This is a genomic window from Streptomyces sp. NPDC007983 (genome assembly GCF_042958345.1).
Lineage (GTDB): Bacteria > Actinomycetota > Actinomycetes > Streptomycetales > Streptomycetaceae > Streptomyces.
This window is the reverse complement of the sequence record NZ_JBIBJI010000001.1, coordinates 979123-991798: the sequence shown is the minus strand read 5'-3', so window position 1 is coordinate 991798 and position 12676 is coordinate 979123. Positions and strand designations below refer to the sequence as shown.

The following is a 12676-nucleotide window of genomic DNA, read 5'->3' as shown; positions in this document are numbered from 1 at the left end:
TTGTGTTCAGTGACGGGGACGATGCATCGCGCTGAGGCGCGCAGAAGACGCGATCAACGACCTGTTGGCAAGGCCCGGTAGCAGCAGCCCAACTAGTTCCGGGCCTGCCACACTCAGGCCGTCTCGTGGTCCAAGTCGACGGGCACGGGGTGGAACCCTTGCCGCAGGGCCTCTTCATGGACCTGCATCGCCTGCCTGGCCTGGGCCCCGATGACTCGTCGCCCCTGGGACAAACGCTGCGCGACACGGTCGGCGAGCTGCCTGTCGACGGAGCGCAGGGCCCGGCCTTCGCGGGCCCAGTCCGCGAGAGCCCGCCACTCCTCGCTGGGAATGTCCTCGACGGCGGCTTCGGCCTCGTCGGACTCGGTGTCCTCGGGGGAGGCGATCTCGAAGGGCTCGGCCGTGAGCTCGGCGGACAGCTCGTCGGGGAGCATCCACGGAATGCGGGACACCTCGTCCCAGCAGTCGGGCTTCTTGGCCCACTCCGACACGTGCCTGTCGCCGGAGATCACCGTGTCCATGATCAAGGGACAGAGTTCGTCGAGGGCATCCCTCAGGGCGTCAGTGGTGCCTTGCTCGTTCCAGATCCTGTCGAGGTCGATCCGCTTCTCGGCTGCGAGCGAGAGCCGGGCGACCGTGTAGGTCGTGATCAGCCGTTTATGGCTGCCGGCCGAGTGCGCACGGGCGATCCGGTCGGCGGCCTGGAACAGGAGGGCAGTGGCGATAGCGCGTTTGCAGTACTGCACGTCCACAACGGGGTCGGACTTCTCGATCCGCTCCATGAAGTGGGCGAAGTTCTTCTGGGCGCCGCGACTCACCCAGTACGGGAGCTGCTCCCAGGAGTGCACGAAGGTGGCCAGGTCGGACTTGTTGAATCTCTGCCGACTCGGCGTGATCAGTTTGAACTTGCGCTGAGTGGCACGGGTTTCGCACTCGGCCGACTTGTCGGTGTACTGACCCCGTGCCCGCTCGTAGAACCATCGCGTCTCTTGGCCGCTGCCGTCGGTCGCAGGAGCCCACAGACTGCGGGAGACGCGCTCGAATGCGACGTGGAACTCGTGGTTCGAGCTGAAGTCGACCAGTGTCACCTTGTTCTGGGTGTTGGAGTACTGCGAGATCTTCGGAACGATCTCGGACAGGTACCCGGGATCGACGATCGTGAGTTTCATCTGCACATGGACTCCGTCCAAGTCCCGCTTGTCACGCGTCAGGACGTGGTGCAGCGAGGCGGTGGTCTGGCCGCCATTGACGATCTGGAGGCCAGTCATGCTTCTGATGGCGACTGGATTACCGGCTTCGTCGGTCTCGAAGTCCACGTCAGAGGCGGTGGCCGTTACGCCGTTGTTGTAGGCGAGGAAGCGACCCGGAGCGTTGAGCAGGGTGTCGCGGATCCCTTTGTTCACTCCACCACGGGTCTGGAGGAATGACCGGACGTTGAGTTCGAGCAGCCGTGTCCGGTGCTCCTTGTACAGCTCGGCCAGCTGCCGACCGGGAATCACGGCCAGGACGACCGAGTAGTTCGGCTCGTCGCTTGTAGCGGCCAGGCAGGGCAGGGGACGTTCGAAGGTCACCTTGATCGGCTCGCCGATACTCCCGGAGGTCTCGTGCCTGTGGAGCCGAGCAAGGTCCCAGAGCTCGTGCGTGACAGGGATCCCCTCGAACTCCCTGGGTTCCGGGGCGCTCGTCGTGCTGACCCGGTTGCTGAGGAGGAAGAGGCGGATCTTCGGAACGTTCGACAGGGCCTTCTCCACACCGACACACATGTCATGGACGTCGGTGTTGTCCGCCTGGTTGAAGCGGATGGCCCCGTGCTTGCCCAAGAACGCGAACAGCCTGCGGAAGAGCCTGTCGGACTCGGCCTTGGTCAACTTGCTGCTCAACGGGGTGAGGTTGAAGTCTGTGGTGTAGAGGTCGAGGCTGGACCCGTCCTCGGGCAGGCCGTAGCCGTAGATCTCCAGTCCTCGGGAGGAGTGGTACGCGAGCGCGGCGTCCGTTACGACTCCGGCTTCCTCGAGGATCTCGAGTACATGCTGGGTAAACGTGTTCGGGATCGAGCCACCCTCGGCGTCCGCCAGCGCCTGGATGTCGGTGACCAGTGCGCGTGAGTACTCGTGGAGGTCGTGCTCAGCCATGGGTTCCTCGGATCAGGTCGACCAATACGTCGGCGGTCACGCTGTGGGCAGCCAGGGCCGACACGTCGATGGTGTAGGTGCAGTTGCCAATCCCGGGAGGCAGTTCGGCCTCGACGATCCGGGGGAAGCCCTCCCCGACCGTCCAGAACTCGCTGCGGCGCAGGGCATATCGATCATGGTCGTAGAGGTCCCGTTGGTTCGGCAGGTAGCCGGCCTGGACCAGCAGACTCTCGAACCGCTGGGAGGCAGATGGCGACAGCAGGCGGGCCCGTATCTCGTCCACCAAGGCGTTCAGACTCCTGCCGAGCCCCCGCTGCCGGTCATCGAAGACGAAGTGGGCCAGTGCCAGGGGCGTCGAGTCGGCCGTGTCCAGCTGCCGCTCGCTGGCGACTTGAATCGTCCGGGGAGAGCGGGCCGTAGTCGCCTTCACCTCGACCGCGGCGCCGGGCAGCTGGAAGTCCTGGTTCGTCTGCCGTGGACCGGTCCAAGAGCTGACGCCTGTGTGCTGGTCGACAGCCGTCAACACGTACTCGAGGAGGAAGTGGAGTTCGCCGAATAGGCCGCACCGAGCCTGTCGGGACAGGCCCTCACGCGACACGGAGCGCAGCAGCTGCTGCCATCGGACATAGCGGCGGACCGCCCCTTCAGCTGCCGTCTCGGTGGTCGGTGCGTCCCGCACCACCTCCGCGATGTCGGTGACGAGCGGGGTGAACACCTCCGTGAGTTCATCGTCGGTGAGCATGACTTGGAGCTCGTAGTGGTTCCCGGACACCGACGACAGGTTCAGCTGCAGGCCACGGGTGGCCGGCAGTTCGTGGATCTCTTGACGCACGGTGTCGGCTGTCCTGGCGTCGGTGCCGAGCAGCAGCATCCGCCGGAGGGCAGGGTGCGTCACCGACACCTGGATGTCGTGCGGGGACTCGGGATGGAGCCGCCGGGAAGACCTGCCGGGAGTCTGCTGGTGGGCCTCCAGCTCCTGCCACACACTCTCGTCGATCACTCTTCGTCCTCGAAGTCGTCGAACTCCATGTCCTGCTTGAACCAGATGTCGTTGACCACGTACTCGGTCTTCAACTGATGGTCCGAGAAGGGGAAACTGATGGCGAACCCGACCAGAGGAGCGACCGGCTCAGGGTTCCCCGACGACTCGGCCACTTCGGCAGGGCTCAGGGGATACAGCAGAAGCAACGGCTGGTCAGGGCGGCGCTGGTGACGCAGAGGCCGACCGCGAGGGGTATCGGGGTCGAGCGGTTCGCCCTTCCTATTGAGCTTCCCCTTGGCGGCCTCCTTCGTGGCCTTCAGCGCACGCTCCTTCTGCTCCTCGGTCAGGTCGCAGAGCTCGTCGGCGGGGCTGAGCACGCGCTTGATCGTGTAGCGGCGGGCAACGATCTCCGAGGACTTGGAATGGCTACGCGTGATGAGGCCGATGGGATGGCCTGCGATCTCAGCCGCCGCTCCCTCGGGCAGTCGGCTGGCGAGGCGGATCGTCCAGTTTCCCAGCTCGCCCTGCTTGGCGCACTGGCGTACGTACTCTGCGATAAAGGCCGGACGAACCCGCTGGGCGTGCCGGTCAGTGAGATAGGAGTCGAGGAAACTCTCGGTGACGTCCGAGGCTGCGACGCCACTCCAGGTGATACTCCCGCTCCGCCCGTCCACCTTCCCGGAGGAGAGCGCATCGAGGCGCGCGACAAACGACTCGAGAAGCTCGTGGTTGTGGCGGACCGATTTCTCAGAGAGATCGAAAATGGTCGTCTCGGGAAGATCACCAGAGTAGCTGAGGCGGACACGCGTGCCCTGCCTCATCTTGTTGGAGGCCGTGATGCCGAGGCCGAGCGATGAGGTCCTGACCTTGAGACCGAACTCGCTGGGGGTGAGCCCTACCGCGGACATCTCCTCGACGTCGCGACGGAGTTCGTCGGTGGCAGCGGTGATCTCCGCGTACTGGCGCTGCAGCGTACGTGTCGTGTACAGCCGGCACAGGTCCTCGTAGCGAGGACGGTAGCCGAACCAGCGGCCCATCTGCAGGAGGGTGTCGTACGTCTTGGAGGCACGCAGGTAGTAGCTGACCGACAGCCCTTCGAGGGTCAGACCGCGGGAGAGCTTCTCGCCGCCTACGGCGATGACCGACAGACCGGTCTCCCGGCGCTCGTAGTACTGGAGGGCGTCCCTAGCCGCGCCGTTGACGGCCATGACGGTGATCTTCGCGAGGGCAGCGTGGAGATGGCTTTCGACGTCCTCCCAGTCAAGCCTGTCCCCAGTCATGTCCTCGGTGCAGGGGGCGAAGTCCTCCTCCCAGAGCTGCCGCATCTCTTCCTCGAGTTTGTCGCGGGCACTGCTGAACCGGTCCTGGAGGACATCGAAGAGCAGACGCACATGGGCGTCGATCTGGTCGCGGACCTGCTGCTGCACGGCGGTGAAGCGGGTCACGTGCACCAACATGGAGTTGTGTACTGCGACCTGCCCGCGCGCTCGGCGGGCCGCACAGGTCAAGACGAAGGACCGGATGGCGCGCTGTAGCGACTGGGGCAGGAAGTCGGGAACCCGGTGGTAGGACTTGTGGTTGCCCGGCACCCAGAGGTCCGTGTCCTTGATGTCCCTTATGAGTGGCAGCGGCTCGATGTCCTCCTCATCGCCGTCGGTCTGCAGACCGAAGAGACGCTCGGGACCGAGGTAGTTGGACGGTGCACGCAGGGTCCGGATGAAACTCTCCGGGAAGAGGTCGGGGCCCAGCTCGTCGTGGTCAGTGTCAGGGTTTATGTAGATGTTCGCGAAGGGGGTCGCTGTGTAGCCGACGTAGGACGCCTTCGTGAAGCTGTTGACCAACCTCCTGATGGCCTTGTTAATCGCCGACGGTTTGGTGTCGGGGTCCTTGGAGGTGTTCACCCCGGCGTTGTCGGCTTCGTCATCGATCACGAACAAGGGGAGGTCGGGGACGACCATCCGGCCGGTCTCCGGGTCCTCCACGCCGTGGTTGTCGATCACCCAGTCACGCAGGTTGTCGATGATCCGACGGTTCTTCTTGACCACGAGGACCACCGGGACGCTGCCCACCGGCACGTTCGCGGAGGCCGCCGTCTTTCGGGCGAAGTCCCCCTTCTCGTGGCTGGTGGTGAGCGACGCAGCCTTCAGACGCTTGCCGTGCGACATCGCGCCGACACCGATATGACGATGCGCGTCGTCGTCCGAGCGGAACTGGTACTGGGTGTCGAACCCGAGGAGGCCCTCGTCGATACGGAGCTGGGTCTGGCTGCGCAGGTCGTTGTGGATCCCGGCGAACACCACGATGAGCCGATAGCCTGCGTCGGCTGCCTTTGCGGCGAGCCCGATGAACTGCCCTGTCTTGCCGGACTGGACCTGTCCGATAACAAGTCCGGTCCGGCGCCAGGCCCCTTCCCGCTGAGGGTCTTCCAGCTCACCGAGAACGTCGTCGGTGCTCTGGTCGAGTCGGCGCACGACCTGTGTCGGGAGCTTGGAGACGCTCAGGAGGTAGCGCCGGTAGCGATCCCAGAAGTCCCACTTCCGGTCGGCCTTCGCGTCGGCGAGCCAGGGCACGTGGCCCTCGTGGTTCTTCATCGCGGAGGATTCAGCCTGGAACACGGAAGCCCGGGCCTCGAGCACCTTCCGCACCTGGTCTCGCTCCACAGTGATTCCCTGGGCAGCAAGGATGCTGACCGCGGTGTTCACAGCGAAGTCCACCTCGGTCGGCGTTGCCTGACGGTCACCTGGCAGGAGCAGCACCGCGGTCTGCTCGGCCTTCTCGAGGCTGTCTTCGGGGGTGGTGCTCACAGCGACCTCCAGCGGCCGGGTCGGTTGTGGGTGGCGGACTACCAGACGGGTCAGGAGTTCCAGAACCCTTGTTGCTCGTCGAAGGGAGACATGGAGCTGAGTACACTCCGGGCGTCCTCAGGTGAGCGGCCCTGCCCCAGGAGCGCTTCGTACACTTGGCGGGCGATGTCAACGGTCTCCGGAGCAGCCGGCCCCGGACCGCCGAAAGGCTCAGGATCGTCGACCGTGTCGGTCTCGTGGAGCATGCGGAGCGCCGTGACCGGGACCGTCTCCTCAAGGAGGCGGATCATCGAACGAACAGCCTCCGGATTGCCACCTTGGTCGTCCATCACTGCCTTCACCAAGGGGTGTTTTCTGTTGATGCGCAGAACGATCCGGCCGTCGTGACGCTTCACGTTCCAAGCGAACTTCAGGGGGTCGCCGTGCACCCGCGACACCACCTGACCACGCTGTCGTGCGGCACGGGAGGCCGCCTCGCGCGTGTACTTGGCGATCCTCTCAAGGTGACGACGTAAGGAGACGGGAGGAAATACGCGCGCCTTGCGCACGTCCACGCCCCAGTCGGCGTCGGCCTCCGCAGGGATGTCCACGGCGATCCGCGCAAGGTTGTACTTCTCCTCGCGCCGCAGGCCGCGGATCCCCAACCAGTCACCGGCCAGGATCAGTCGATCACGGCGGTAGACGTAGAACCCCTGCTGCCCCAGCCATCCCTTCTGCCCGGCAGCCAACTCGTAGTCGGCATCCGAAAGACGCTGTGCCGTCGGGAGGACGAAGGGCTCCACACGCACCGACTCCGACCCTAGTGGCAGAGGTTCACAGGGAATCCGCTGTACCGACGGGTGCGTGGACAGGAACGGGTCCCACGGGGAGAGGTCGGAACCGCGCACCCGGATCCGACACGGGGCCGGACGCTGCAGGAAACGGGCGAAGACCATCGAGAGGTGATCTTCGGTACGGTCCGCCTCGTCATAGAACTGAGCCTGCGTCTTTTGGTCGTCGCTGGTCACGGCGGTGTTGTGGTAGCCGGAGAGCTGCTCCCACAGGACGACGGTCCCCTGACGCATGCTTCCCACGATCCGACACAGCAGAGTCGTGGTCGTATCGCCGGGGTCACGGAGGAGCCGCCACTCCTTGTAGTGCTCCACGACACCGAGGTCCCACGTCCGGACGTGCCAAGTCCCGTCCCTGACCGAGGCGACGGTGAGCCTGCGGCACTGAGAGAAGGAGGCGGACTTCAGCCCCACGCCGAAGCGGCCAAGATCCGTGGCACTCCGTTCGGCCGACGGGCCACGGGCCGCCACCGTCATGGCGGTCACTAACTCGGGTTCCGTCATCCCCTTGCCGTCGTCCGTCACCGCGATCCAGGAACCCTGTCCGTCCCACGTGAAGTCGATGTCGATGTTCTTGGCCTCTGCCGAGACGCTGTTGTCCACGAGATCTGCGACGGCGGCGGGAAGCGAGTAGCCGAGTGAACTGAGAGATGCCACCATGCCAGCAGGATCGGGAGCGGCGACGTCGAAATCCATCTTCACGCTCCGTACCCGGTGCACCCGGTCAGTCCTGTGGCTAATTCATCTGCGCGCTCCGCGGGGCGGCATGTGACAGGACTTCTCGGACATCGTGCGGTGAGTGCCCCTGCTACTCGTTCCGCGACAGCCGAAACCCCCCGTTCGGACTATGGTACAGAAAGGGGCTTGTCGGGCGTAGGTGATGTCTGCAGAGGGGTGCCCGCCAACTTTGTGAGGTATGACACGTACACCGTTGGGTGCCTGGGGTGGCCTTGACAATTGGGGCTCCAGGCCACCCCGGGGTGTCAACAGTATGCGATGGTCAGAGCCACGATCCAGGTAGCGATGAACGGCACTGCACGGCGGTGTCCACGAATTTCCTCTGGAACGGCATCTGCGTCGCACCAGCGGACTTGGGCCCGTTTGCAGGGCTCTCAATTTTTGGGTTTGCCAGTCGAGTCGTGGGCTGGGAAGACGGCGGAGAGCGGTTGGGAGGCTCGCCCCCAGGCTCTGCGGATGATGTGGGCCACCATGAGGGGTTCCAGCACCTCACAGGCTCGGGGAGCTGCGGCGCTCGCCGAGAGGCGCGGGTCCCCCCCCTCCGATAGCCGCAAATCCGGGGCGCTGCCTCGAAGTTAATGGCCTGCCAGGCCGCACCAACCCGGAACATTTCGCGAGCGACCCGGGCCCGTCGGACAGCTCCGCTTGCTGCCGGAGGTCACGTCCGCTGGTGTGGTGTATCGACGGCCACTCGACGACCCGTGGTTGAGGCTATGCGGTGAGTTCGGTGGGCAGGTCTGGTTCGCCGGTTTCTGACTCGATCGGGTGGAGGCGGGCTTTGGCGAGGAGTTCACGGCCCATGTAGCGGCGGGCTTCGGTCCATTCGTCGTTCTGCTCTGCCAGCACAGCGCCGATCAGACGGATCACGGCGGTGCCGTCGGGGAAGATGCCGACGATGTCGGTGCGGCGTCTGATCTCCTTGTTCAGCCGTTCCTAGGGGTTGTTGGACCAGCTCTGCCGCCAGATCTCGTAGGGGAAGGCGGTGAAGGCCAGCAGGTCGTGCTGGGCAGCGTCGAGGTGCTCGGCGGCCTTGGGAAACTTCGCTTCCAGGGCGTCCAGGACGTGCTTCATCTGTGCGCGGACGGCAGCGGTGTCTGGCTGCTCGAAGACAGTCCGCAGCAGGGTCGCCACCCAGGGCTGGGCGGAATTGGGGACCTGGGCCAGCAGGTTGCGGGCGTAGTGGGTGCGGCAGCGCTGCCAGGAGGCGCCGGGCAGAACGGCGCCGATGGCGTCGACGAGTCCGGCGTGTGCGTCGGAGATGACGCGCTGCACGCCTGTGAGACCGCGGGCGATCAGGGAGCGCAGGAAGGCGAGCCAGCCGGCGCCGTCCTCGGCGGTGGCCACATCCAAGCCGAGGATCTCGCGCTGGCCGTCGGCGTTGACGCCGACCGCGACCAGCGCGTGGACGTTGATGATGCGGCCGCCCTCGCGGACCTTCTGTGTCAGCGCGTCGACCCAGACGAAGGTGTATGGGCCTTGGTCCAAGGGGCGGTTGCGGAAGGCTGCGACCTGCTCGTCCAGGTGCTTGGCCATCGCGCTGACCTGGGACTTCGATAGCTGGGCCACTCCGAGGGAGGCGGCGAGCTTTTCCACTCGCCGGGTGCTGACCCCAAGGACGTAGGCGGTGGCGACCACCGAGACCAGGGCCTGCTCGGCCCGGCGGCGACGTTCCAGCAGCCAGCTGGGGAAGTAGCTGCCCTGCCGGAGCTTGGGAACGGCGGGTTCCACAGTGCCGGCTCGGGTGCCCCACTCTCGGGGGCGGTAGCCGTTGCGGTGGTTGACGCGCTCGTCGCTGACCTGGCCGTACTCGGCACCGCAGGCGGCGTCGGCCTCAGCGGACATCAGCGCGTCGACGAATGTCTTGATCATCGCGCGGAGCAGATCCGGACTCGCCGAGGCGAGATTGTCCTCGGTCAGGGCGTGCAGGGGCACACTGTCAGGTGCGGTCATCGTGCTGATCTCCTTCAAGATCTTCGTCGTTCTCGAAGGATCAGCCGATGGCCGTCTCTCTATTCGGGCCCCCACTCCGACGCCGGGAGAAACCCCCGGATCAGGTAGAACCCGTACACCACTTCACAGGACGCAACCCTGCCGGACCTGAGGTTCCAGGACGTTTCACCTGGGCTCCGCCGCAGTCCAGGGTCCGGGTAAGGCCACCCGCCGTTCAGCGCGCGTACGACTTTGAACACTTTCCACCCCGCCACAGGCGCCATGTTCATCGATGTCGATGAGGGCCTAGCGATGAGCCCCACCCTGCAGGCCGACCGCCTAGCCTCCAACGCTGGCGCGGATCTTCCCTGAGGTGAACTGGGACTCAATGCGAGTCATGCACCCTCGCACCCCACTGACACTGTGATTCGCCAGGTCTGCTGGACGGTCTCGCCCCAACACCGCCCGCCCCATATACATCTCAGCGAACAGTCATACGATCTTACCTATGCGAAGCCCTGCATGGACCCGGGACGAACTGCTGCTGGCATGCGTACTCGTCGTTGAGAACGACTGGAACGAGCTGCGTGAAAGCGATCCACGGACGCAGGAGCTCTCCAAGCTGCTCCGTTCACTCCCTCTGCACGGCGACGCAGTCAAGAGCGTGCCCAACTTCCGATCCATCGGCAGCGTCAGCCGCAAGACCACCGATTTCGCGACGAACCACCCCGCGTACCAGGGGAAACCCACTAGGTGCGGGCGCCTGGACCGAGAAGTGATCACCGACTTCATCTCGCAGCCGTCGAGGATGGTTAAAGCAGCCAGGGCAATCGCGGAAGGCATCCGCTCCGGCGAACTGCAGCAGATACCCGAGCAGCCGGACGAGATAGCCGAGGACGGCGCCACCGGCGCCGAAGGCCGTCTCCTCGCCCGCTGGACGATCTCGCGCGAGCGCGACCCCAAGCTCCGCCAGCGCAAGATCGACAGCGTTCAGCACCTCGGCCAACCGTTGGCGTGCGAAGTCTGCAACTTCGACTTCGGCCGCTTCTACGGAGCGCTCGGCGAGGGCTACATAGAAGTGCACCACCTGCTGCCCCTCCACATATCCGGGCCGCGAGAAACCAAGCTGGACGACCTCGCCCTCCTGTGCTCCAACTGCCATCGCATGTGTCACAGGGGCCGCCCCGGCGAATCATGGCGCACTCCCACGGCACTCCGCGCCGAGATCGGGAAAGCAGTCGGGTAGACACGCTCGGTCGGCCCCGGGACTCTCGCAGCAGCTATGCCGCATTCACCCCAGCCTCGAAGTGGGTCTGGGCGCGGTCGATGATGTCGTCGGGATCCATGCCTTTCGCGGTCAGCCAGTGCAGCAGGTCCAGGATCAGGCTGGTCGCAGCCTCCTCCAGGACAGTTCGGTGGGTGAGTCCGGCGGCCGGACCGCCGACTGCCAGGCCGTACGTCTCCATCACGGTCGTCGCACGCTGAATGCGGCGGCGGGTTTCGTCCGGGGTCAGCGGTAGCTCGCACCAGACCGCCTTGCCGACCGCCGTGCGGATGGTGCCCCAAGAGGGAGACAGGGCGGACAGTAGCTGCAGGCCGCGGCCGGATTCCTCGTCGGATGTCGGGTGGAGACGCTGCGGCTCCTTGCCGTTCTTGTCGTGTAACTCCACGCGGAGCTGGTCCGGGCCGGCGTCGAGGACGAGGGTGGCCGCGGAGCCTTGACCGACGTGCTTGATCACGTTCGACGCCAGCTCCGTGGTGATCAGCTCCGCCTCGTCGACCAGGGCCGACATGCCCCAGGCGGTGAGCTCGGCCCTGACGGCTCGTCGGAGGCCGGCCAGTTGTGGAGCGTCGGCCGCGAAGGGGAGGACGCATCGGCGTGGTGGGGGTTCGGTGATTGCGTAGCGGTGCATGGCCACACTCCCTTTGGGCGCCTACGTCAGCGCTGTACCAAGCCGTGTCCGTACGACTGCGCTGCGTAGCCTCACTGTTCGGGAGTATGGCAGTGAGAAGTCTCGCTATGTAACTTCTCATGGATTCTCGAAAGGGTGAATCGGCTGGTTCGCCAACTTCGCCCGGTCCTAGCCTTGTTGCCGCTGGCCTCGTCCTTCGCAGCCAGCCCCAGAGGAAGAGGTAGCCGTCATGCCAGCGCGAGCCACTACTCGTCGCCGCCAGCTCGGCGTCATGATGCGCAAGTTCCGGGCCCGCAAGGGGATGACGCTGGAGGAGGCCGGACGGCTCGTCGGCGTATCGAAGGCGACCGTCAGCCGGTACGAGACGCAGGAAGGGCCCGTGAAGTGGCCCATCGTGGACGCGCTCTGCCGGGAGTACGGAGCGAGCGAGGCGGAGCGGAAGGCCGTCGTCGGCCTGGCCAAGGACGCCAAGCGGCAGGGGTGGTGGAGCTCATTCGCGGACTCGCTCCCGGAGACCATGAACCTGCTGTTCACGCTGGAGGACGAGGCGGTTCGTGAGGATCACTTCGCCTGCCTCTACGTGCCGGGGCTGCTGCAGACGCGTGGCTACACGGAAGCCGTGCAGCACGCCTCCGAGATGCGGTTGTCCGCGGCGGAGGTCGAGCGCCTTGTCGACATCCGCATGAAGCGGCAGGAGATCCTGAACCGACCGAAGCCGCCCCATCTGTGGGCCATCCTCGATGAGTCGGTGATCCGGCGGGTGGTCGGTTCGCGCGAGGTGATGCGGGAGCAGTTGGACCATCTGCTGCGGGCCAACGAGTCGCCCGACATCACGCTCCAGGTGCTTCCGTTCGCGAAGGGTGCGCACTCGGCGGCCATGGGGAGCTTCGTGGTCCTGGGCGGTGTGGAGCCTTCCCTGGATGTCGTGTACGTGGACATCCACGTCGGGTCGCTGTTCATGGAGAAGGACGAGGAACTGGAGCGCTACCGGCTCGCGTTCGACTACCTTCGCGCTCAGGCGCTGGACATGGCCTCGTCCTCCGCCCTCATCGAACGCGTCCGCGAGGAGATCTGATGCGCGAGCCCTGCATACCCGGGAGAGACTCCGGTTGGTTCAAGTCCTCCTACAGCGGTGCCGGTAACACTGAATGTGTAGAGGCGTCCTTCGGGCCGGGCAGGACCGCCGTGCGGGACTCGAAGGTGCCGGAGCGGGGTGTGCTCGGGTTCTCGGCGGAGGCCTGGGGCGACTTCGTCGCGGCCCTGCGGGGCGGGCGGCTGGGCAGAGCTCTCGCTTCGCCGAGCGCCATGGCATCCGTACGTCGCCCCGCCTCCTGTTAGGGGGCGGGGG

At 65.6% G+C, this 12676-nt stretch carries 8 protein-coding genes and 1 pseudogene; 3 read left to right on the top strand and 6 right to left on the bottom strand.

What is annotated here, in order from left to right:
- Positions 1-113 precede the first annotated feature (113 nt).
- The 5 genes and pseudogenes from ACFZCY_RS04680 to ACFZCY_RS04660 all read right to left on the bottom strand — a co-directional run bounded on the left by ACFZCY_RS04680 (position 114) and on the right by ACFZCY_RS04660 (position 9436).
- Complete coding sequence (locus ACFZCY_RS04680) at positions 114-2132, bottom strand: AIPR family protein (RefSeq protein WP_391169326.1); 2019 nt, start codon at positions 2130-2132, stop codon at positions 114-116.
- Positions 2125-3132, bottom strand: coding sequence for a PD-(D/E)XK motif protein (locus ACFZCY_RS04675; RefSeq protein WP_391169324.1), 1008 nt, complete (start codon positions 3130-3132; stop codon positions 2125-2127). Before ACFZCY_RS04675 ends, ACFZCY_RS04680 begins: the two co-directional genes overlap by 8 nt.
- Positions 3129-5918 carry a Z1 domain-containing protein gene (locus tag ACFZCY_RS04670; RefSeq protein ID WP_391169323.1) on the bottom strand — a complete coding sequence of 930 codons (2790 nt, stop codon included), beginning with the start codon at positions 5916-5918 and terminating at the stop codon, positions 3129-3131. The genes ACFZCY_RS04675 and ACFZCY_RS04670 overlap by 4 nt, the downstream gene beginning before the upstream one ends.
- Positions 5919-5968: 50 nt before the next feature.
- Positions 5969-7444, bottom strand: coding sequence for an ATP-binding protein (locus ACFZCY_RS04665; RefSeq protein ID WP_391169321.1), 1476 nt, complete (start codon positions 7442-7444; stop codon positions 5969-5971).
- Positions 7445-8197: 753 nt separating this feature from the next.
- A pseudogene (locus ACFZCY_RS04660) lies at positions 8198-9436 on the bottom strand (IS256 family transposase).
- Between the two features lie 487 nt (positions 9437-9923).
- Between ACFZCY_RS04660 and ACFZCY_RS04655 the strand changes: the two are divergent.
- On the top strand, positions 9924-10661 hold the full coding sequence (locus tag ACFZCY_RS04655; RefSeq protein WP_391169320.1) for an HNH endonuclease: 738 nt from the start codon (positions 9924-9926) through the stop codon (positions 10659-10661).
- A gap of 34 nt (positions 10662-10695) precedes the next feature.
- Here ACFZCY_RS04655 and ACFZCY_RS04650 read toward each other — a convergent pair whose 3' ends face one another.
- Positions 10696-11328 (bottom strand): ATP-binding protein, encoded by a 633-nt coding sequence (locus tag ACFZCY_RS04650; protein WP_391169318.1) that lies wholly within the window; start codon positions 11326-11328, stop codon positions 10696-10698.
- 229 nt (positions 11329-11557) lie between these two features.
- On the opposite strand from ACFZCY_RS04650, the gene ACFZCY_RS04645 reads away from it, so the two are divergent.
- Together ACFZCY_RS04645 and ACFZCY_RS04640 are read left to right on the top strand one after the other, a co-directional pair.
- Positions 11558-12403 carry a Scr1 family TA system antitoxin-like transcriptional regulator gene (locus ACFZCY_RS04645; RefSeq protein WP_391169317.1) on the top strand — a complete coding sequence of 282 codons (846 nt, stop codon included), beginning with the start codon at positions 11558-11560 and terminating at the stop codon, positions 12401-12403.
- Positions 12403-12666: a DUF397 domain-containing protein gene (locus tag ACFZCY_RS04640; protein WP_391169316.1), complete on the top strand. Its 264-nt coding sequence runs from the start codon at positions 12403-12405 to the stop codon at positions 12664-12666. Before ACFZCY_RS04645 ends, ACFZCY_RS04640 begins: the two co-directional genes overlap by 1 nt.
- Positions 12667-12676: the final 10 nt, after the last annotated feature.